Raw genomic sequence first — 21792 nt, forward strand, 5'->3', positions numbered from 1 at the left:
GTGGCACGGCACTTGCATCAATTTATCAAAGGTCGGAGCAAAGCAATGACAATCATGAAGCAGAACCGTTTTGTAATATGGGCAGGCGTCTTGTCTCTGGCAATGTTGGGCAGTTGCTCTACGACAGATGTGGGCCATGCACCTGCACTTTCGAAGGATGAAAGGTTAGTGATGTTGCCCATTGCCAACCAAACCGAGACACCCGGAGCGGGCGAGCGTGCCCAAAGTATTGCTCAGAGCATCTTGCTTCAACAGGGACTTGAAGGCGTGCAGCGATATCCGGCCGACCATGTCGGTGACGCGGTGATGGGCTATTCGCCAACGCAGACCAGGTCCGAGGCACTTGAATGGGCGCGTGGGACCGGTGCCGCTTACGCATTGACAGGTTCCGTACAGGAGTGGCGGTACAAGGTAGGTGTCGATGGTGAGCCTGTAGTCGGTCTTACTTTCGACCTGATTGATCTGGGCAGTGGTGCAACGGTGTGGAGCGCGACGGGTAGTCGTAGCGGCTGGAGTCGCTCCAGCGTGACAGGCGTTGGACATGCTTTGATGCGCGAGTTGTTAGCCCCGTTGGCGTTGCGATAATGCATGAGATTGGCATCCTGACGTCCATGCTTTTTCGGCGAGCCCGTACAGGCCTGTCGGGGGTGTTTGGCATTCGTAGACAATTCGGCCGGTCGCTTGCACCGGCCTTGATTCGACCCGGCGCTGTCATAGAGGTGGTCGCCGGAATGGTTGTGGTTATGGCGGCAGGTTTTCTGCTTGAGCCGCCAGATCCTTTGTTTCTAGACGGCAGCTTCCCCTGGATTTGGCTGGCTGCCAACGTTTTCGCCATGCGTTATGGGGCCCTGCTGGGAATGCTGTCCGGCTTCTGCATTTGGCTTGGTTGGTTGCTCCTTTACCCCGAAACAGGCATGAACGATTTTCCGACCATGCTGTTTGTCGGCGGGCTGGTGCAGGTCATTGTTATTGGCCATTTCTGCGATATCTGGGCAGATCGGATACGACGATTGCGAAGTGCCAATAACTACCTGCGAGATAGCCTGGTCTCGATAACCAATAATCACTATTTACTTCGTGCTTCGCATGAGCGGCTTGAGCAGGATGCCCTCGCCAGGCCGGCAACGTTGCGTGACGCGATTGAGCATTTGCGTAGTCTGCCTGCGCCCGCTCATTCGGGGACGCCATTTCCGAATGCGCAGGCTGTACTCGAATTTGTCGCTACCGCTTGTCAAATCACCGAGGCCGCCGTTTTTCCTATGTCCAGTAAAGGATTTTCGTCGGCCGCGGTTGCGTCGGTGGGCGTGCCGTTCGAACTCAGTGTCGACGACGCCCTGGTGGCGGCTTGCGTCGAACAGCGGGCGCTGACCCATCTGCGCCAATCGGAGTCTTGGGATAGCGCATATCTGGCCTGCGTGCCCATTGTCGGCACGAGCGGGAATTTCATGGGCATCCTGGCTGTGCGGAGAATGCCTTTTCTCGCCTTGAATACCCGAAATCTAGAATTGCTGTTGGTACTGTTTAACTATTATGCCGACGGTCTTGAGGAGCACGCCGTTGCGGCACCCGTGCAGGCAATCGCCCAGTGCCCGTACGGTTTCGCTGTCGAACTGGGACGTCTAGCCCGCATGCGCAAAGCCAGCGGGATCCGTTCGTCACTGCTGGGAGTTGTCTGTCCAAGCGGTTTTTCGGGAGATTCGCTGTATGACCGGCTTATGCAGGAGCGGCGTTCGCTGGATCTGCTGTGGAGGTTCAGTAGTGGTCGCTCGCACGTCGTTATTGTGCTTATGCCCTTCACCGACGACCGGGGCATCGATGGGTATCTGGACCGAGTCAACTCGAATGTCAAGACGCAGCTGGATATGGACTTCACCGAGGCCGGCGTGACCTTGTATCGCGCTGACGTCGACGCAGTGAATCCTGGAGCCGGCCTGAAGAACCTTCTTGGCCGGTGCCGATCTCATGGCTAACCGTCTCTTTGCCTTCTTGCTGGCGTGCGCTGCAGTGCTGTTTCAAACGATTGCTCTACTAGCCTTCGTTGGAGATGGGGGGCCGGAAATAGAGCGCGTCATGGAATTTTTCGCTTGGCAAATTTTCGCTGCCTTGAGCGCGGCAATATGGCTCCTGCGGCTGTATGCCGTCGGCGACCGCCACGCAAGCGCGTGGATATTTCTTCATGCGTTCCTCGTCTTCATGTTTTTGCCTGTGGTAGGGCAGCTTCTGCTTTTCGGGAACCTGATACTGGTTATGACGTTTCCTGCACGCGACGAACCTCGGGAAACCGCGTTCCTCCAGACGCCACGGTATCCCAGTCATCCAATACCGGAAGGGACGTTCGGAACCATTGCACGACTGCGGACACAACTAAGCGATACGGGTGTATCGGAGGACGAGCGCTTGGCGGCGATGGTGGCGATGCGATCCTTGCCCCTGCACTTGACGGGCGAAATCCTGCGTCGGCGACTATCCGATTCTTCGGAAGAGATACGGCTGCTCGCTTACGGAATCGCTGAAGCGGCTGAGAAAAGCTTGATGCAGCGAATCTTTACGTTTAAAGAGCGATTGAATCAGGAGAATAATGCTGTGGAGCAAGCCGAACTGACGAGTTGGTTGGCCGAGTTGCATTGGGAACTCGTCTACCAGAAGCTGGTTCACGGTCCGGTTCTTCGCTACACCGTCGAAACTGCAGAACGGTACGCGCGTGAGTCGCTCGCTATAGACGAGGACAATATGGATATGTGGTGCCTGCTCGGTAGATGCGCATTGGTACGCGATGAACCGCACGCCGCAGGCCATTTTTTCGAACAGGCGCGCGCGCGCCACTTTCCCGAAGGACGATTGTTGCCCTGGATGGCTGAGGCCGCGTTTGAGCGTCGCGATTATCGGCGCATAGCTGAATTTCTAAGTCCGCTGAACGAGGGACCTGCGAGGCCCGGCGTCCAGCCTGCCATGAATTACTGGAAATGAACCCATTATTGAATCGTCGCGCCCAACGTGTGGATATTCTTTTGCTGCTGGAGGGAACATTCCCCTATGTGCCAGGAGGGGTGTCAGCCTGGGTGAATCAGATGATACGCGCCTTTCCCCAATATGAGTTCGGCATTGTATTCATCGGTGGGCGGCGTGAGGACTATCCCAAACCGCATTACGAATTGCCAGACAACGTAGTGCATTTCGAAGAATTTTTCCTGCAGGATGCGGACTCCACCGTTCCGGTGCGCAAAGCGTCCACCAACGCCAAGGCCTTCAAGCGAGTTGGCTGCCTGCATGATGTCTTCCGAGAGAAGGGTTCAGAGGCTATCGGTAAGCTCATGCGGGAAGTGGCACCTATGCTCACGGAGCATGGCGACCTGAGTGAAAAGCATTTTCGCCATAGCGAGGGTGCCTGGGATTTCCTGACTGCCCGATACGAACAATATTGTACCGATCCATCGTTCACCGATTACTTCTGGACGGTGCGAATTATGCACATGCCAATATGGCGATTGGTCCGTATCTGCGAAAACCTGATTCCCGCCCGGCTATACCACACCTGTTCGACCGGGTACGCGGGGCTTCTTGGAGCGCTGTTGCGTTATCGCTCGGATACGCCGTTATTGGTGTCCGAGCATGGCATCTATACCAAAGAACGAAAAATTGACCTTCTGCAGAGCCAATGGCTGCAGGACAATCGCAGCGTATTCGAAAAGGACATCTCGAAGCCTGGTTATTTCCAGAGCTTGTGGGTGCGTTTTTTCGAGGCGATGGGGCGAGTCTGTTATGACGCGGCAGATGAAATCGTTGCCTTGTACGAAGGAAATCGCCAACGCCAGATCCACGACGGTGCTCCTGCTGCTAGAACCCGTCGTATCCCCAACGGTATCGATGTCAATCGGTACATAATGGTGCGCGACCAACGCCCCGAGGTAACGCCGCAAGTCGTGGCTTTGATAGGGCGCGTAGTGCCGATCAAGGACATCAAGACCTTTATACGCTCCATTTTCATTGCAACTCGCCGTCTCCCGAATCTGCGCGGCTGGATTATCGGTCCGCAGTATGAGGATCCCGAATATGTGCGCGAGTGTACTGATCTCGTGGCGAGTCTAGGACTCGAGAATAATATTGAATTCCTCGGCTTCAGGCGCATCGACGAGCTCTTGCCAGAGGTCGGTCTTGTCGCGTTAAGCTCAATCAGTGAAGGGCTGCCTCTTGTCGTCCTCGAGGCTTTCGCTGCAGGGGTCCCCGTAGTCACTACCGACGTTGGGTCATGCCGCGAGTTAGTGGAGGGCGCAGGGGATGCGGATCAGAACTTGGGCTCGGCCGGTGCCGTGGTGGAAATCGCCAACCCTGGCCTTTTCGCAGATGCGATCATCGAGCTTCTGGAGCAACCTTTGAAGTGGCAGGCTGCACGGAAGTCTGCGATTGCGCGCGTAGAGCGCTACTACACGCATACTCTCATGGAAGCCGCCTATGGCGATCTCTATGAAGGCCTAATGAAGGACGCCAAAGAAAATATCGCTGCAGGAGAAACTTCGTGGCGGGGATAGGATTTGTGTTGCGCAAGCTGCTCCAGCGCGACAGCTTGACTGCAACCTTATCGGCCTACGTCTATGCTGGCGTTATCAGCGCCGGCCCGTTAGTTCTGTCGATACTGGGCATTTTGCTTATCGGCTTCATCAGTTCAACGGCACTACGTGGCAGCGCGTACATCGTGCAGTTTCAAGTTTCGGTGACCTACCTCATCGCAGCCAGTCTCATCGTCAGCGGTGCCTTCCAGCTGCTTTTTTCGCGCTTTATATCGGATCGCTTGTTCGCACGTGAGAACGATCGCATCCTGTCGGCTTATAACGCCGTGAGTCTCGTAACGACTGCGATTACGGGGCTGCTTGGGCTGGTGCTAGCGCTGACGATCTTTGAGAGTCAGTCGTTCGCCTATCGAGCCTTGATGCTCGCCGCCTTTGTCACAATCAGCCAAGTATGGCTCGGCGTGATATTCCTGGCCAGCGTCAAGCAATACCGCAGCATTCTGGCTGCCTTTCTGGTCGGTTATACGGTGATCGTCGCTACCGCACTCATGATGGACAGGTTCGGGGTAGAGGGCCTGCTCGCCGGCTTTCTTCTGGGCCATATTGCGCTTCTGATGTACCTTTCGACTGTGATACATCTCCGGTTTCGCTCTCCCAGTTATATCTCGTGGGACGTTTTCGACAGACGCTACGCCTATCCCTCTCTGGTGCTCGTCGGCTTGTTGTTCAACCTCGGGGTCTGGCTGGATAAGATCATGTTCTGGTTTTCCGAGACGGGCCAGGACGTTATTGGTCCACTGCGTGCGTCCGTCATCTACGATATTCCCGTTTTCATTTCCTACCTTTGCATCATTCCTGGAATGGCGGTCTTCCTTCTAAGGCTCGAGAGCGATTTTGTTGAGCATTCCAATGGCTATTACGGCGCCACTCGGAGCGGCGGTACGCTGGGGCAACTACGTCTATTACGGGATCAAATGGTTGCCAGTGCGCGCATGGCCCTGTACGAGATACTGAAAATCCAGATAGTCGTGGTGTTATTGATTTTTGCGTTCGGCGAATCGCTGCTACGGGCCATCGGGATTTCGCCGCTATATATGCCACTGCTGCAGGTGGACGTGATTGCGGCGAGTCTGCAAGTTCTCTTCCTTGGTGTGCTCAACATTTTCTTCTATTTAGACCGGCGCCGTATTGTTCTGAAGCTGACAACGCTATTCGCGGTGCTTAATGGGTTGTTTACGTGGTTGACGCTAGAAATTGGTCCTAACTCTTACGGTTATGGCTTCGCAGGCAGTTTGTTGGCTGTCACCTTGATTTCCGTATACACGTTGAACTATTGCTTTGATAAACTGGAATTCGACACCTATATGCTGCAAGAGAGCTCCTGATTCATGCGTCCTGTCACTTACCCACGCCAGGCGGACTCACGCACTTGGCCGCCTCGTCGGCGTGTCCTCGTCGGGCTGCTGGGCACACTGTGCTTCGGGGTGGCTTGGGCCGAAGCCCCAGTCGACGCTACCGGCAATTCTGGAAGCATCGCCTTCTACTATGGTGATCAGCCACCCATAAGCGATCTTTCCCGGTTCGAGCTCGCCGTCGTGGAACCGGATACGGGGTTCGAGCCGCTTCAGGCCAAAGATGGCATAACGCGCTGGATTGCCTATGTCAGTGTTGGCGAAGTCCATCAGTCTCGATCCTACTATCATGCCTTGCCCAAATCTTGGATAGTCGGACGCAACCCCGATTGGCAGTCGGACATCATCGATCAGACGGCACCCGGATGGCCCGAATTTTTCGTTGAGCACGTTATCGCACCGCTGTGGCAAAGAGGGTATACGGGGTTTTTTCTCGATACGCTGGACTCCTACCAGCTAGTGGTGAAAGATGACACCGAGCGCGAGCGCAATCAGAACGGTCTCATTGACGTTATCAAGGCCATTCACAGCCGCTTTCCCGATGCAGCACTAATACTGAACCGTGGATTTGAATTGCTGCCGGCGATTCATCAGTTGGTTGATGCGGTGGCTTTTGAGTCTTTGTTCAAAGGCTGGAATGAAACTCGTGGCGAATACACCGATGTCCCGGCGGCGGATCGACACTGGCTGGTTGATCAGACCCGCAGGGTCAAGCAGCTGTATTCCCTGCCTGTCATCGCCATTGACTACTGCGCGCCGGCAAACACGCAGTGCGCACGTGAAACCGTACAGCGTATCTGCGGACTTGGCTTGGTGCCCTATGTTGCCGATGGACGTTTGCAAACTGTCGGTTTTTCGGCATGGCCTGCATTGTGTAGCCCTTGATTCATTACAGGGTGCGGGTTTTAGCTGCTAGTCCCGTATCAAGCATACTCAACAAACGACAAAACTCCCCACCCGCGACTGCCTCGGCCGTCTGGCAGGGCAGTCTAGTGAGTACCTGGTAAGTTCATTGCAGGCTTACCGCGACGGGCTTCGGCAGGGTGGTATGGCGGCAATGATGACGCCACAGGCTGCCACGCTGTCTGAACAGGACATCCTCGATATTGCTGCGTATTACAGCGCGCAAGATCCGGCTGCCAAGCCGAAGTAGTTTCCGCACATCGGGCGTTGGTTAATGATCACATCACGACTATTTACTGACTGCTACGCCCGCTTTCTGAAAATAAGGCGCGATAGATAACGCCACCGACTGCGCCGCCTACCAGAGGCACTAGCCAGAACACCCAGAGCTGCTCAATGGCCCAACTGCCCTGGAAAAGGGCTACGCCGGTGCTGCGAGCAGGATTGACGGAGGTGTTGGTTACAGGGATGCTGATGAGGTGGATCAGCGTGAGGGCGAGCCCAATAGCCAGCGGCGCAAGAGCGACGGGCGCGCGCTTATCGGTTGCCCCCATGATGATAATTACGAAGAAAGCGGTAAGCACCAGTTCGCATGTGACGGCGGCCTCAAAGGAGAATTTGCCCGGTGAATGTTCACCGAAACCATTGGAGGCAAAACCGGCGGTCGCATCAAAGCCGACTTGGCCGCTCGCGATGACATACAGTATCGCCGCCGCCGCAATTGCGCCGATTACTTGCACGACAATGTAGGGAATGACCTCTTTTCCCGGTATTCGTCCGCCACTAAAAAGCCCCAGTGTCACCGCCGGATTAAAGTGTGCCCCGGAAATATGTCCGACCGCATACGCCATGGTTACTACAGTCAAGCCAAATGCCAACGCCACCCCTGCGAATCCTATCCCCAGATCAGGGAAAGCAGCAGCCAGCACGGCGCTGCCGCAGCCACCTAAAACGAGCCAGAATGTGCCAAAGAGCTCTGCGAATAAGCGTTTTGTCATTAAACCACCCCTCTCATTATTTCTATTGAATGTAGTTCTTGGCGCTATGTGACATGCTGCTTTTGCCCCTTACTGGTGGAAAAACACTGTCTGTCTTAACGTTGGCGAGGTCATATTGGTATCCTGTCGAAGGAAAGACACCTTCGAAGATACTCTCGAATGTCGTGTTCGGCATCGGTTTTATGGTTGGCCTATTGCCCAAGAGCTGCCCAAAAAAAAATCCCGGCCGGTATCGGTCGGGATGTTGAACTGCTGGCGGGGTCTTCGTAACGGTCTTTACCGAAAGATCATTTGCCAGCGGCCTTTACCGCTTTCTTCCAGCCGTCAATAATTTCTTTGTATTCGTCTGCCGCCCGTAGCGGGTCAGTTTCGAACACCTTGATATCACTTAAATTCGGAAGCTCTGTAAGCCTGGCAACGTCAATGTCGCTGCGCGTTGGCCGGCGGAAGGTTTCAACCAGTTCGGCTTCCTGCACTTCACGCGACAGCAGCACGTCGAAAAGCTCTTGCGCGGCCTGTGCCCCGTTCTTGGGGTTCTTGATGACGGCGACCGCTTCTGGCGCTACAAATACGCCTTCAGTCGGGTAAACCAGACGGATCTCCTTCTGGCCACCAGCCACATAGGCGTAGGCCGCGTATTCCATGGTCACACCGAGCGGGTACTCCCCCCCGGCCACACTCTTGTATACCTGTCCGGAGCTCTTGGAGATCACTGCGTTGGCGGCGAGCTTGTCCAAGCCCTCTTGACCAAAAAGCTTGTAGATACCGTAAACCTGGTCGTAGGCGCTGCCCGATGTCGCCGGGTCACCAATGATGACCTTGCCCTTCCATTTCGGGTCAAACAGATCGGCCCAACTGCTTGGGGCCTTTTCACCCTTCAGTTGCTTCTCGTTCACCATGACAAGCATCACATGTGCATTGGTGCCGGCCCAGAGATTGTCTGGACCGATGAAACGCGGATCAACGCCCTTGACCTGGGGTGATTCGTAAGGCTGGAAATTATGCTTGAATGCAGCCATGGTGCCAAAACCTGCGCCCCATACGACGTCACCGAGTGGACTCTGTGCTTCTGCCTCGATGCGTTTCATCAGGGCCCCGGTGCCCGATGTAACGCGCTGCACTTTCAGGCTGCGCGTCGTTTTCGTGGCGACATCGAGAGCAACCTCGATGACCTGTACATTATTGGATGTGTAGACAACGGCTTCGGCCGCATGTCCTTGAGTACCGAGGGTGAGCGCCGCCGTGGCGAATAGGGCGGAAATGCCGAGCTTGGAAGGGAAAAGCGTGGTCATATAAGAAGCCTCAGGAGTTAACGGCTGGAAAAAAGGTCGAGCTTCAGGAAGCGTACGGCCAGGAAAACGGGGACGATGATGACGGACATCAGGATGACACCGTAGGCGGAGGCCCGTGCCAGATAGCCAGCATCGATTTGTCGGAACATTTGGATCGGCATGGTTTCCATGCCACCGTAGTACAAAACGATGGTGGCTGAAATCTCCGCCAATGACGTCACCCACATAAGAATGGCTGCGCCAAGGATGGCGGGCTTCATCACCGGCAAAACCACTTTGAAGAAGCTTTTCACTGGCGACACCCCCAGATTGATGGAGGCTTCTTCGATTGAATCAGGGATGCTGTATAGGGAAGCCGAGGCGGACCGGATGGAAAACGGTACCTTGCGCACGAAGTACGCCGCCGCCATGATTACCCAGGTACCCGTAAGTACAATCATTCCACTGTTGTAGGTGTGGATGAGCGCGATGCCTAGAACGGTGCCGGAAATGGCAAGCGGCAGCATCACGACGTAATCCAGCATGTTCACCACCCATAGCCTTTTCTTCACAATGAGGTAGCTTGCGACCGTGGCGAAGCAGGTGCCGGCAATAGCCGCCACGCTGGCGAGCATCAAGGAATTCAATATCGGCTCTGGCGCGCTGCGCAGCGCCCGTTCCATGTTCTCGAGGGTGAATGTGCCGTACTGCATTACCGGGCCCCGCGCCTTGGTGAATGCGCCGATGATGACTGTTATCGCGGGAATCATCGAGAACGCTACGAAAAGGACCGCTCCTCCAGTCAGTAAGACGGCGGACATTCCACGGGCGCGTACGGCGACAGGAGCACGGCCCTGCTGCATCTGGTAGGTCTTGCGCGCGATGATGCGTTTTTGAACAAAAAGTACCGCACCCACGAGGATGACCGAAACCACCGCCAGCACGCTTTGCATCGTCGGGTTTCCGCCCATTTCAGAGAGGAAGGTTTGGTAGGTCAGCGATGAAAGCACGTCAACGTTCCCACCCAGGATCATCGGAATGGAGAAGTTGTCTACCGCCAGCGTGAAGACGATCATCGCATTGATCAATAATGCGGGAGCCAGCACCGGTAAGGTGACTGTAAAAAAGCGACGAACGCTGCTGGCACCAAGGTTCACCGCAGCTTCTTCAATGGTGCCGTCCAGCGCCTTCAACGCAGCAAGCATCCCGATATACACGTAGGTGTAGTCGTTCAGAATGAGCGTATAGATCATTCCGAACCAGCCGTAGAAAGAAGGCAGCACGATGCCTATGCTATCCAGCGCATGACGCACTATGCCGTTGTTGCCGAGCAGCATAAGCCAGGCTTGCGAGACCACGATATCCGGCAGAATGATGGTCGCCAGCGGCAATAACGCAACGATGCTTTTTCCGGGGAAATCGTAGCGTGCCACCACATATGCGAGGGGGGCCCCCAACACGAGTGTGCCAATGGTCGAAACTATGCCCAGTTTTACTGTATTGAATAACGCTTCTACATAAATCGGGGAGGAAAAGAAAGTCTCGAAGCCCTGAAGGCTGAGCCTTCCACTGACTGGATCCACTGCGCTCTGTTGAAATAGGGCGGCGAGCGGCCACACTACTAAGGCGACAAGCACTAAAAGGCAAAGTAACGCCGGTACGAACCAGGAGGATGTCAGGTCTTTGGTCAATGCATTGCGCATCATCTTACTCATGCTTGGACCAGGCGGCATTCAGCACTGAAACCGAGGTACACCTGAGACCGGGGAGCCAGCTGCCGATCTTCGGCTGCAGGTACGTCGGCATTCAACGTCTGGCCGTCGCCAAGCCGCAATGCGTAGGTGGCCTTATAGCCAAGATAACGGCGGTGGACGACCGTTGCGGGTAAACGCAGCGAATTGGTCTGGTGTTCGGTGTGCAGGCTGATATGTTCGGGGCGGGCAACCAGCCGGCACTGCGGGCCCGGGGCGACACAAGACACTTCCATATTTACGCCGGCGATCTGCAGAATGCTCCCGTTTCCTGCGGCTTGCACGTCAATAACGTTAAGGAGGTTTGCCGCGCCGATAAAATCGGCTGCGTAGGAGGTGTGCGGGCGGGCATACAGCCCCTCGGGCGTATCAAGCTGATCGATGCGGCCGTTGCGCAGGAGCGCAATACGGTCGGACATCGACAGCGCTTCTTCTTGGTCGTGGGTAACAAAGATGGCCGTAATTTTCGACTCTTGCTGCAGCTGTCTGATGACGTCGCGCATCTGGATTCGTAGCTTGGCATCAAGGTTGGACAGAGGCTCGTCCATCAACAGGACGCGTGGTTCGATAACCAGTGCTCGGGCCAAGGCGACACGCTGACGCTGCCCGCCTGACAGCTCGGCGGGATAGCGTTTCGACAAGTGAGCCAGTTCCACGCGTTCAAGCATGCGTGTCACTTTTTCAGCAATGACTGCGTTGGATTGTTTGCGAACGCGTAAACCGTAGGCCACGTTATCGAAGACGCTCTTGTCGGGAAACAAAGCGTAATCCTGGAACACCATCCCTGTTTCCCGCTTATGGGCGGGAAGCCGGGTAATGTCCTTGCCGTCCATTACGAGGCGTCCCTCGTCCGGGATGATAAAGCCCGCAATCATCCGGAGCAGAGTGGTCTTCCCGCAGCCGCTGGGACCCAGCAGGGTGAAAAATTCGCCGTGCTGAATATTGAGGGAGAGCTGGTCGATGATGGTGACGTCGCCGTAGCGTTTGACGATACCGTCGATAAGAATGTCTGCCATAGCAAGTCAGAAGTATGCCGATAAAGCTGCAAACGACGGATTGTGACAGGTTTATGACAAAGAGTGTCGGTGAATGTAACGGAAGCAGTGTCGGTATTGCGATGGAGGCTGCGTCGTTAATGTCGCGTGCATTCCGTTCGCGACACTAAACCCGATCGACGCAAACACTAGCGCTGCGGGCAAAAAAAATCCCGAACGAAACCAGTCAGGATTTTGAATTTGGTGGTGGAGTTGGGCACTGACACTGAAATGGTTCTCCGAACAGGAGGGGCAGGAATAACGCGAAAGGGCGTGGATCGGGGCATTTTGGTGTATCGGCGATTGAGTGTAAAGCCGAGCGCAAATACTAGATGGGATGGACATCTTCTGCGAGAGCAGGGGGGTTGAGGTTGAAAAAGTGCTCAGAGTAAGATAGGGGAACTGTGGATCGCAGCTGACCGATCAGCCTTGCGAGCTTCGCGTCTCGGCTGGCCAGTTCAGAAACACTGACGTAGTAACCACTCATCACAACCTTTTCCACTCCTCGAAGCCGAACCTTCAGCGACTGGCCTGTCTTGGTTGTGCACTCCAGCAGGCAGATCGCCCAACCAACCTTCTCGCGCCAAAGTAGATCTCCAACCTTGTGGGTAATGCCGTGCTCGCCCTGCAAGCGCAACTCATCCTTCCATGTCTGGCTCAACGTGTGCTCTATGTCGTTAAGCAACTGTGTTGCGTTCGGTGCGACATCGGCAAGGTAGGTACGCGCATCATTAATCCGTATTTTCCCGAGTAGGCCGGAGACCCGGGCAGGAAGGGCATCTGTCAGTAGTTGGGGCGCCGTGAACACTTCGCGCAGGGCAACCGCCTTGTCAATGTCCGTACCGACGCCTTGCCAAGATGTACTTCCAAGCGTGGCAAGCAGCACCATCCACAACGTCCCGTCACCGACCACTTCAGTAAATATCGGATGTTGGTCATTCCGAACGTATCGCTGTTCGACCACGCGCAACAGCCCGCCAGATTTCTGCGCTCGCCCACGAAAGAGGATGGCAAATATTTCCAGAGCCCATTTCTCTGCAACATCTGTGCTTACCCATCCCCGCCGCTGGCCTCGCAGCGCCACGGCAAGCGGGAATGCAACCGCCTGAACCATTTGTGTCGCCGAGCATCGCTCCGCGAAAGGCGGTGAAGCCATCTGACTCAAGAACATAGCGATCTGGCCCGCTAGCCGATCTCGGAAGCGACCTTCAACCGGCGCTGTTTTTGAGTCTTCCACTTTCTCGTCCGAAACCTTTTGGGAAGCGATTGAGTCGTTCTCGAGCAACTGCCCTTCGTTGACATATTTGTCTTTGGCTGTTGTAGGTCCCACAACTTCTTCCGACTCAGCATCGAACAACAGTCGCAAAATCCCAGTAATCGAGAAGGAGCTTGGGCCGGCCGAGCCGAAGCTCGGCAATCCATCGTAGTACGCCTCCAGACGCACGATCAAATCGGCTGGATTGACAGGCGCAGCAGGTGTGTTGCTCTTGGTATCGTCTGTGCGCCGGGATTGAAATCCTGGGTCACGAAACGCTGCGCTCCATCAGCCCTCCAACGATTACATGGCGCGCCACACCAGCTAAACCGCCAGCTGGGCTTGCCAGGATCTCGCCCATCACGGCCGCGAGCACGGCTTCTTGAGTCACGGCGATCGCGTCACGCACGCAGTAAGAGATCCACCCTTCGGCCACGTGGTCGAGCAGAGGCTCACCAAAGCGATTCATAGAACAGGCGGTGTCGAACAGGTCACTCTCAGTGGGGCGCACCTTCATCTCGGTGGCCAATGTCAGCAGCGCAGCATAGGTGCCGATACGCGCCCGCTCCTTCGGCAGCGGTTCGGAAGGAACGATGGCTGCCAGCAACGATTCCCGCTCGTCATCAGGAATTTGGTCGATGCGCGTGATTTCCCCCAGTTCACGCAGGTCGTCCATCGTTACTTGTGTCAGGCTCAGCTTAGACGCCAGACGCCCGATCAGCGGAATACGGGCCAGCCGCTGATGCACCGCAAGAGCGAGGGGTAGGCCCCGTGTGTCGACCAAAGCCGGGACCGCGTTGTCACGCGACCTGCTCAGGCCGAGTTGGTCGGACGGGCCGGTGTAGATCGTGGAGGCCGGAGACTCGACCAGTGCGGACACTTCCACCAGTGGGGTATTCGCGTCCAGACGCACCAAGGCCTGATCCGCGCCGATCAGGCCACTATTTGATCGGTCTTGGGCCAGATTTCCTAGTACTAGGGCGGATTCGATCCGCGCTGCGAAATCCGTGTAGGTCTGCCATTGATCGGATTGTCCGGTCTGCCCGTAGCAATAGATCAACCAAGCGCGAAACGCGAGATATCGAACAGTGGGCGCTTCAAAAAACGCGATTTCCGGCAAATCGATGAGGCGCCCGTCCAGCACTTCGCCCCAAATGGTATTGATCAGCGCCGTGACTTCGCCCAACGTAAGCGGATAGTCATACGTGCCCCAAAGGCATTGCAAGAATACCTGTATGTCGATTGGCTTGACCTTTGCAATGGGTCTTTGCCAGAGGGGCTCTTTTTAGCGCTTACCTCCCCTCGTTGCTGCCGTGCCTGATTGCCATCTATGCATTGTCCACGATAAGGATCGCGCCCTTGTCGATACTGGCTGCAAGCACACACCACCGCAGGGACTGGCTCACGCATTTGCTGCCACGCACAGCGCCGCTGCCACGCGCCCTACCTCCTATCTTTGGAATTCCTCAGCGGAAGAGTTGCAGTTCAGGTAATATATATCTTTGTATACAAAAATATATATTCATCTACAACGCGCTTTATCAACAACCTCCATTGGGGAAGACAGTGAAAAAAATAACAACTTTGCGTAAGCTTCTTGCATCGCTCTTCGTCGTCACAACGGCAACCACCGTTCATGCTGAGGCCGTCCAAACGTGGCCACGCCAGCCTATTACCATCGTTGTGCCCTTCGCGGCAGGGGGCGGCACCGACAGTATTGCGCGGGAATTCGCGCTGGAACTTGGAAAAGAGCTTGGGCAAGCCGTGGTTGTCGAGAACCGAGGCGGCGGTGGCGGATCGATCGGCGCATCGCGTGTGGCGCAAGCCAAGCCAGACGGCTATACATTGCTGTTCGCGACGTCTACCTTCGCAACCAATTCCGCATGGGAAAAAAGCACTGCCTACGATCCAAAGACGAGCTTCACTCCTATTGCCCTTCTGGGCACTGGCCCCTTGATGTTGGTTGCGAACAAAGAACTCGGAGTGAAGACCACTGCCGATTTGCTTAAAAAAGCCAAAGACGAGCCGAACTCAATTAACTATTGTTCAGCCGGGCCGGGCAGCATCAACCACCTATCCGGCGCACTATTCCAGCAATTGGGCAAGGTTGATATCACACATGTCCCTTACCGAGGTAGCGGACCGGCCACACTCGATCTTTTAGCGGGCCGCGTGCAGATTTTCTTTTCGACGATGCCCACAATGCTGGAAAACGTGAAGGCCGATAAAGTGCTGTTGCTTGCCGTGACGACGAAGGAGCGTTCGAGCCTCTTTCCTAACGTTGCAACGCTGGACGAAGCTGGCATCCCGGGATTCGATATTTCCACTTGGTGGGGAGTTCTTGGACCTGCAAATATGCCCGCCTCTATCGTTGAAAAGCTCAATGCCGTTACGAACAAGATTACGGGCGAGCAATTAGTACGCAACCGGCTGGCCTCCGAAGGAGCCACCGTGTTCAAGGGAAGCCCGGGCGACTTCGAACAGAAGCTGTTTGACGAATTGGCCATGTGGGAAAAAGTGGTCGGTGCTATAGAACAGAGATAATGCATCCTTTCGCAGAAATTCAACACCGTTTCAACGCTACGCCGAAACTTGGTCGCTCAGAAGGGTAACTCGCACCATGCCAATTTCTAAAAGCAATACGCAGTTTCATAAAGCGTATAACGACATCAAGCAAAAGATACTCAGTGGCTTTTTTTCCGCTGACGACCGGCTGCGGGAGATCGATGTCGCCAAGTTGATTGGCATGGGGCGCACGCCCGTTCGCGAAGCTCTGAAACGTCTTGAAGATGAGCGACTTCTGACGCATGAGCCGCGCCGTGGCTTGGTGGTCACAAAGATGGACCAGCAAGGCGTCACCGAACTGTATGCCATGCGCGAAGTGCTGGAAGGCGCTGCCGCCGAATTCGCCGCAAGGCATGCCACCGATGCGGAAATCGACAATATGGAATCAATATTGTCCGAGCACGACAAACCCGGAGCAGATGCCGTGGCCTTGAACTTGGCGTTTCATGAAGCCATCTACGGTGCGGCTCACAATCAACACCTTATCCGCGCGCTCCAATCATCGACGGATACCACTTATTTACTTGGCCGCAGCACATTAGACACTGAAAGCCGGGCGAAGAAGGCGCTATTGGAACATCAAGATGTACTAGAAGCGATCCGAAATAGAGATCCTGAATCAGCCAGTAAAGCAGCCAAGTCACACATCAGGCAGGCCTTTCTGGAACGCTTAAAAATGCTGCGAGAACTGTAAACCAGCCTTATTGATCGCGCGCACAACACATCAAAAGAATTTACGAGTTCGCGAAAGCCCAGACGCAACGTACCGCGACCTGGTTGCCGCAGCGAACCTCTCCCTAAAATATCCATTCACTCAGTACGATAATTTCAATGAAAATCATAGTTCTTCCCGGCGACGGTATCGGCCCAGAAACAATGGCAGCAACGGTTGACGTATTAGAAGCGGCATCCCGGCGTTTTGACCTAGGTCTGGAATTGGTCCACGACGTAGCGGGTCACGACAGTTTGAAGCTACACGGCGCAACGGTCACTAACGCCCTGCTAGAAAAAGTGAAAGCTGCTGACGGCCTTATGTTGGGACCAATGGCGACATATGACTTCAAAGACGAATCAAAGGGTGAGATCAATCCATCCAAGTACTTTCGCAAGTGCCTCGATCTTTACGCCAATATTCGTCCCGCTCGAACTTACAATGGCATGCCCGCCCGTCTGGGCGAATTCGATCTTGTCGTGGTGCGCGAAAATACCGAAGGGTTTTACTCCGACCGCAACATCGAATCGGGAAGCAGTGAAATGCTGATTACTCCCGATGTTGCCATATCCCTACGTCGCATAACCAGAAGCTGTTGCGAACGGATCGCGCGTTCCGCATTTGAACTGGCCCGCACGCGTAGCAAACATGTGACCATTGTGCATAAAGCGAACGTATTGAGGATTGCCGACGGCATGTTCATCGATATATGCCATGAAGTCGGGCGTGACTTCCCGGATGTCAAAATCGATGATTTCATCGTCGATGCCATGATGGCCCACGTCGTGCGAGCGCCCCAGCGCTTCGATGTCATCGTAACGACCAATATGTTCGGGGATATTCTTTCGGATCTTACCGCCGAGCTCTCCGGCAGCCTGGGCCTTGGCGGGTCGTTAAATGCGGGCGACCAATATGCGATGGGTCAGGCCGCGCACGGCTCGGCCCCGGATATCGCGGGACAAAATATTGCCAATCCTTTTTCGCTAGTATTGTCTGCGGCAATGCTGCTGAACTGGTACGGCCAGAAAAACGACAAAACGCCCTTTATGATCGCCGCCAAAGGCATTTTCGATGGCGTTGCTGCTGCCATAGACGCCCAAGAGGCGACGCGGGATGTCGGCGGCAAGCTAGGCACGCGCGAAACCGGGGAGGCCTTGGCTACACGATTATCTACCGTGTAAGCGGCTTTTTAACCTGGTGTACATCGGTGAGGCGCCTGTGTGGAAGGGTCACCTGCGCGCAGACAAGCCGGAGGCGTCAATCGAGGTGCCGGCCGCCAAGGACGCCGACGGACACACGTTCTCGCGTTTGGTTATCAAACGGACTTATTGCGCGACCCGGTGGGCCGCGCGGTGTTCTTTGGGGAACGGTCCCTTGCGGCGATCACACCCTACAAAGACGCACGCAACATCATCCAACTGCCCGAAACGCAGGAACGGGGCTAACCGTCGATATACTGACAGCAGCGAGCGAAAACCGTGCAGGTGGGAAAGAACGCGGGGGCGGTGGCGGATCAGAATACCTATCGCCTTGTGATCCGCTCCGGTGCCGACCAAAAATAAACGCTTGGCGGCTCACTCGTGCGGCCGGCTGCTTTGCTCCACATGCGAGCCGTTCGAACCCAATTCACGATGTCGCCGGATCAGCTTGCTAAGCAGGCGCGTAGGAATAAAGGCTTCTTCTTTCGGAGTGATGCCTGAACCGGAAAAGAGTAGCGCCTTAATCTGATCGGCCGGTATTGAGGCGAGATCAGGATTTTGGTAATCATTTTGCGTGAGATGGCGCAAGAATCCGAGCACGATGTCAATTTCTTCCAGCTGCTGTGTGAGGCTGAACTCCTCTATCTTGTGCTCCAGCCCAATCCGAACGTACTCCGCCTTAAGGTCCCTGAACCTTTCCTGCTCTGAGTCCAGGTAGAGCACAGCCTGCTTTGCGCTTAACGTCAATGTCTTCTGTTGGATTCGGCGAATCTGTTCGTCCAGCTGCTCGATGATGCCGTCAGCCGCTTCCATCTTGGTGTCCAGAAAATGGCCAATCGTGGTCAGTTCAATACGAAACGCGCGGATGGCGAAAGCAAGGACGGCGTGTTGGGCTGGGGTCAGTGTGATCGTCATGGGGCTCTCCGGTGGGGTTGTGTACATGACGGTATGAACGCTTCTTCGCCATCCGAAGACAAGCGTTTTCTGATTGTTTTCGCCCTCTTAATTGATACAGGAACTCATGCCTCGAGCCGCCCCCACCGCGTGTCGCCACCCGGGGTGCGCCGCGCTGATCGATACGCTTGGCTACTGCTGTAGACACCAGCAGGACTTCCGTCAGTGGGACAGTCCGAAACGGGCACGAGCCAGACGCCAGGCGCGCGGGTTGTCCACCAGCACCAAGCTGTGGAAAGCGATCCGACGCAACGTACTGACTGATCGAGCTATTTTTGGCTGAAGGCGACAGCCAAAACGAAGATGCTGCCGGAGTACTGATGCGTGTGCGCACGGACTTTGGCACCGTCCGTCAAGCTATCGAGGGTGGTGAAATTGGGCCGTGGCCGCCGCGTTGATGTCATGGAATGCCCTGGCGGCAACTACTGCATAGCGTATGTAGCATCAACTCCCATTTGCAGGCCAGTGTCAGATTTACCGTGCTGTGAAACTCGACAAGATGTCTAATTCGGCTGAAAGTGAAAGTTTGTTCGGCAGTGAATCGCTTTCCTCATTGTTTGCTATCCTCATCGCGAAGGAAGCACACCTACTTGCTGCCGTTACATCGGGTTATCGACGTAATGCTTTAGGGAGTCGACGTAGGCCAGGTAGCGTGGACAATCCCACAGGTGCGTAAGACCGAATTGAACGACGACCTGGTCGAACTTCGTGACTTTATAGCCAGCTTGTTGCAAGCTCCAGACCGTGTCGGCGGTGTGGGAATAGGGATCGAAGATGATCGCAAACCTCGCACTCTTGGCCCTTGTTTTGTAGTAGCGTCCTCCTCGGTCCTTGCATATGCGGGCAATCTCGGATTCCACTTTGTAAAAATCTTCCCACTCTCCGATGGCGCCGCAAATGCCGGACCGATTAGCAATGAAGCATTTGAAAATGTCGTCATCAATCGGCGAGAACTCTACGGGTCTGTCGGGTAGCTCGGTGATCTCACGCTTTTTTTGACGCAGACTGAGGACATCGAACAACAGTACATCGTTGTCACGCGCTCTCAGCTGCAACGCGATCTTGTCGCCTGCCGTCAGCCGCCTGGTTAGTTCCGGATTGTCAGCTTTGGGCAAGGTTGCGATTTTACCGTTGCCGCCTAAGGTGCGCGGGCGATAAACGGTGATCTCCTCGCGGTCGTCTTTAGTCCAGAGACGGCAGTGATCATTAATGGTCACGAATTTAAGCTCGTCTTGGTACAGAGTATTGAATATCAGAGGTAAGCCCGTACCGGCTTCCGAGGCAAGCTCGGCGGTGATTCGCGGATTGGTTAGTGACGGGTATGCCTTTTCTAATTCTGGAATCCCGAATAGCCAGATGTGACGGCAAGCAAAAGTATCCTCTAGCGCACGGTGGTATGCGCCCGAGGAGACATACCCGGATCCAGCAGCAGCATCGGAGAGCTTTACCCAAGTATTCCCCGTGGGACTAACGTCGCTATAACGACGCATGGCACAGGATACCGACGGGAAAAAACCGGCAGGGAAGAAACTCATATCAAACGGGGCGTTATAGAAAACGACGGTCTTACCAGCGCAGATACTGGCGATCTTGGGTAGCAATTCAGCCCAAGTCGGAGCGTTGACCACATCCTGCGGGCTGATTCCATGTACGGCTTGGGCATTAGGCCAAGCGGTATTTCGCACTGGGCGGACCAATGTGTTCAGCAACGTGGTACCTTCGGCGTCGACGATGGCAATTTCTAAGACTTCGTCTGCACCGTCTCGATTCAAACCCGTCGTTTCGGTATCCGCGAAGATGGGGGTCACCGGGTTAGGAGATGGGGACGCATCCGGGATTAAGTTTGGGGGTAGAGTAACTAGTGCAGTGTCTACGGCAGTTGGCGTTATTGTCGAACGTCGAAACAGGCTACGCAGCACCTTAAACATCATTTATCTCCCGAACATTTTTCGTGTAACTGGCTATGAGAGCCAGCTGGTAGTTTTGTGTGGCCTGGAAGTCCAGGCGTGGAGATAATTAGCTCGGTGCTTATATAGACCCGTACCAATGCTGTTCGCTGACGATATGCAGCGGTTGCCCAGCGTCTCTATACTCAAGCGCTTTTTTGATTTTTAGCCCGTGGGTTGAGTGCAGCCAGTCGCGACTGCCAATTTCTCCAATCACCAGATAATTCAATTTCTTGGTGGTGTTGCTCGAGGCAAAACCGCCTCGTTCTTGGACTTGTCGTTCACACCAACCGCGAGTGCCGCTGTTGAACTTACCGGTGAAGCAAAATGTCTGGGCAGCGAAATATATTTTGGGGGCAGGGTGGCACAAGGGAAGCGCTGTGCTGTGGCTCGCCTCGCCACCTTTGGGGAGCGATCTATCGCCGACAGCTGAGATAAGGAGGGACAGAATTTCACTTTCTTCATCTTCATCCATGTGGCCATCGGCCAAGGCGGCCGCGATACGTGGATACAAGACGTTAGCTGGCCATTGATTTGCGACTGTTCGATTGGACTCGACCCACTTAAGGAGGTATTCCACCTCACCTTGACAGATCACGCCATCGGCAAGGACGCCCTTGACCAAACCGATTAGCTCGTCAATCTGTCGCTCTTGAACAGCGTGAGCGCGGTAGGATTTATTAAGTGGTTGACCATGCTCGTCGATGTCATGTCCGTTGAATGCTTCGTTAAACCATCCCATGATATTGCTCCTTTCGTCGGTTTATGAATCGGCAAGTTTTGAGACGTCGTTGGTGAAAGTTACCCGCACACCAAACCTCGTACAGCACAAAGAAAGTTCGACGTCTGTATCAATCGTCAAGTCTGCTCCACGCAGGCCTTGCCACATAGCGAGATAGCGAAATGTCCCGAATTTCGACTTCGACTTTATGGCTTTATTCACTCCACCTTTCCACGGAAGAGGAACCAACTCGCCTTTACGCGCCTGTTCAGCTAATTCGGAAGCTTCAGCAGACAGATCCTTGCCCCTTTCCCAGCAAGCAATTAGTCCCTCGTCCGAAGCGTGCCATAGCTGAATCGTGGACATGCCGGTACGTCGCGGCGCGGTTGTGGAACGATTTATCTGCATTCCCTATCCTTATGTGTTTCCGTAGCATTAAATACGTTTTGTTACGTTATAGCTGGAAATACACGGTGGGTCCAGTAAAGAGCCAACCTTGCCCTGCAGCGAAGTGTGTCCCATGGGAAACTCGGCAAAGAACCCTTACTTGTTGGGTGCCGCCAACC

21 protein-coding genes are annotated in these 21792 nt (G+C 54.9%); 11 read left to right on the forward strand and 10 right to left on the reverse strand.

Going from position 1 to position 21792, the window contains the following annotated elements:
• Window positions 1-45 precede the first annotated feature (45 nt).
• From EKL30_RS01490 to EKL30_RS19405, 7 genes are all read left to right on the forward strand, one after another.
• Window positions 46-585, forward strand: a complete 540-nt coding sequence (locus EKL30_RS01490) for a penicillin-binding protein activator LpoB (RefSeq protein WP_126705419.1) — start codon at window positions 46-48, stop codon at window positions 583-585.
• Window positions 585-1970 (forward strand): PelD GGDEF domain-containing protein, encoded by a 1386-nt coding sequence (locus EKL30_RS01495; protein WP_126705420.1) that lies wholly within the window; start codon window positions 585-587, stop codon window positions 1968-1970. The genes EKL30_RS01490 and EKL30_RS01495 overlap by 1 nt, the downstream gene beginning before the upstream one ends.
• On the forward strand, window positions 1963-2967 hold the full coding sequence (locus EKL30_RS01500) for a hypothetical protein (RefSeq protein ID WP_126705421.1): 1005 nt from the start codon (window positions 1963-1965) through the stop codon (window positions 2965-2967). Before EKL30_RS01495 ends, EKL30_RS01500 begins: the two co-directional genes overlap by 8 nt.
• Window positions 2964-4526 (forward strand): GT4 family glycosyltransferase PelF, encoded by a 1563-nt coding sequence (gene pelF, locus EKL30_RS01505; protein WP_126705422.1) that lies wholly within the window; start codon window positions 2964-2966, stop codon window positions 4524-4526. Before EKL30_RS01500 ends, pelF begins: the two co-directional genes overlap by 4 nt.
• Window positions 4514-5890: an exopolysaccharide Pel transporter PelG gene (pelG, locus tag EKL30_RS01510; protein ID WP_126705423.1), complete on the forward strand. Its 1377-nt coding sequence runs from the start codon at window positions 4514-4516 to the stop codon at window positions 5888-5890. Before pelF ends, pelG begins: the two co-directional genes overlap by 13 nt.
• Before the next feature lie 3 nt (window positions 5891-5893).
• Window positions 5894-6802, forward strand: coding sequence for an endo alpha-1,4 polygalactosaminidase (locus EKL30_RS01515; protein WP_126705424.1), 909 nt, complete (start codon window positions 5894-5896; stop codon window positions 6800-6802).
• A gap of 172 nt (window positions 6803-6974) precedes the next feature.
• Window positions 6975-7070, forward strand: a complete 96-nt coding sequence (locus tag EKL30_RS19405) for a cytochrome c (protein WP_370246200.1) — start codon at window positions 6975-6977, stop codon at window positions 7068-7070.
• A 43-nt stretch (window positions 7071-7113) separates the two neighbouring features.
• Here the strand turns inward: EKL30_RS19405 and aqpZ are convergent, their stop codons facing one another.
• The 6 genes from aqpZ to EKL30_RS01545 form a co-directional block, all read right to left on the reverse strand.
• Complete coding sequence (gene aqpZ, locus EKL30_RS01520; RefSeq protein WP_126705425.1) at window positions 7114-7818, reverse strand: aquaporin Z; 705 nt, start codon at window positions 7816-7818, stop codon at window positions 7114-7116.
• A gap of 287 nt (window positions 7819-8105) precedes the next feature.
• A complete protein-coding gene (locus EKL30_RS01525) occupies window positions 8106-9110 on the reverse strand; it encodes an extracellular solute-binding protein (RefSeq protein ID WP_126705426.1) in 1005 nt (334 codons plus the stop codon).
• A 17-nt stretch (window positions 9111-9127) separates the two neighbouring features.
• Window positions 9128-10804 (reverse strand): iron ABC transporter permease, encoded by a 1677-nt coding sequence (locus EKL30_RS01530; RefSeq protein ID WP_233582663.1) that lies wholly within the window; start codon window positions 10802-10804, stop codon window positions 9128-9130.
• Window positions 10801-11856 carry an ABC transporter ATP-binding protein gene (locus EKL30_RS01535; protein ID WP_126705427.1) on the reverse strand — a complete coding sequence of 352 codons (1056 nt, stop codon included), beginning with the start codon at window positions 11854-11856 and terminating at the stop codon, window positions 10801-10803. Before EKL30_RS01535 ends, EKL30_RS01530 begins: the two co-directional genes overlap by 4 nt.
• A gap of 346 nt (window positions 11857-12202) precedes the next feature.
• Entirely contained in the window at window positions 12203-13324 is a 1122-nt protein-coding gene (locus EKL30_RS01540) for a hypothetical protein (RefSeq protein WP_126705428.1), read from the reverse strand.
• Between the two features lie 73 nt (window positions 13325-13397).
• On the reverse strand, window positions 13398-14354 hold the full coding sequence (locus tag EKL30_RS01545; protein WP_126705429.1) for a hypothetical protein: 957 nt from the start codon (window positions 14352-14354) through the stop codon (window positions 13398-13400).
• A 341-nt stretch (window positions 14355-14695) separates the two neighbouring features.
• On the opposite strand from EKL30_RS01545, the gene EKL30_RS01550 reads away from it, so the two are divergent.
• The 4 genes from EKL30_RS01550 to EKL30_RS01565 all read left to right on the forward strand — a co-directional run bounded on the left by EKL30_RS01550 (window position 14696) and on the right by EKL30_RS01565 (window position 17851).
• On the forward strand, window positions 14696-15673 hold the full coding sequence (locus EKL30_RS01550) for a tripartite tricarboxylate transporter substrate binding protein (protein ID WP_233582665.1): 978 nt from the start codon (window positions 14696-14698) through the stop codon (window positions 15671-15673).
• A 76-nt stretch (window positions 15674-15749) separates the two neighbouring features.
• On the forward strand, window positions 15750-16388 hold the full coding sequence (locus EKL30_RS01555; protein WP_126705430.1) for a GntR family transcriptional regulator: 639 nt from the start codon (window positions 15750-15752) through the stop codon (window positions 16386-16388).
• Window positions 16389-16525: 137 nt separating this feature from the next.
• Window positions 16526-17587 carry an isocitrate/isopropylmalate dehydrogenase family protein gene (locus tag EKL30_RS01560; protein WP_126705431.1) on the forward strand — a complete coding sequence of 354 codons (1062 nt, stop codon included), beginning with the start codon at window positions 16526-16528 and terminating at the stop codon, window positions 17585-17587.
• A gap of 39 nt (window positions 17588-17626) precedes the next feature.
• On the forward strand, window positions 17627-17851 hold the full coding sequence (locus EKL30_RS01565) for a hypothetical protein (RefSeq protein ID WP_126705432.1): 225 nt from the start codon (window positions 17627-17629) through the stop codon (window positions 17849-17851).
• A 129-nt stretch (window positions 17852-17980) separates the two neighbouring features.
• Here EKL30_RS01565 and EKL30_RS01570 read toward each other — a convergent pair whose 3' ends face one another.
• The 4 genes from EKL30_RS01570 to EKL30_RS01585 all read right to left on the reverse strand — a co-directional run bounded on the left by EKL30_RS01570 (window position 17981) and on the right by EKL30_RS01585 (window position 21634).
• A complete protein-coding gene (locus EKL30_RS01570; protein ID WP_126705433.1) occupies window positions 17981-18520 on the reverse strand; it encodes a hypothetical protein in 540 nt (179 codons plus the stop codon).
• 638 nt (window positions 18521-19158) lie between these two features.
• Entirely contained in the window at window positions 19159-20490 is a 1332-nt protein-coding gene (locus EKL30_RS01575) for a 3'-5' exonuclease (RefSeq protein ID WP_199748451.1), read from the reverse strand.
• A 97-nt stretch (window positions 20491-20587) separates the two neighbouring features.
• A complete protein-coding gene (locus tag EKL30_RS01580) occupies window positions 20588-21247 on the reverse strand; it encodes a BRCT domain-containing protein (RefSeq protein WP_126705434.1) in 660 nt (219 codons plus the stop codon).
• 21 nt (window positions 21248-21268) lie between these two features.
• A complete protein-coding gene (locus EKL30_RS01585) occupies window positions 21269-21634 on the reverse strand; it encodes a hypothetical protein (RefSeq protein WP_126705435.1) in 366 nt (121 codons plus the stop codon).
• Window positions 21635-21792 lie beyond the last annotated feature (158 nt).

It is taken from the genome of Candidimonas sp. SYP-B2681 (assembly GCF_003971065.1).
GTDB lineage: Bacteria > Pseudomonadota > Gammaproteobacteria > Burkholderiales > Burkholderiaceae_B > Pollutimonas.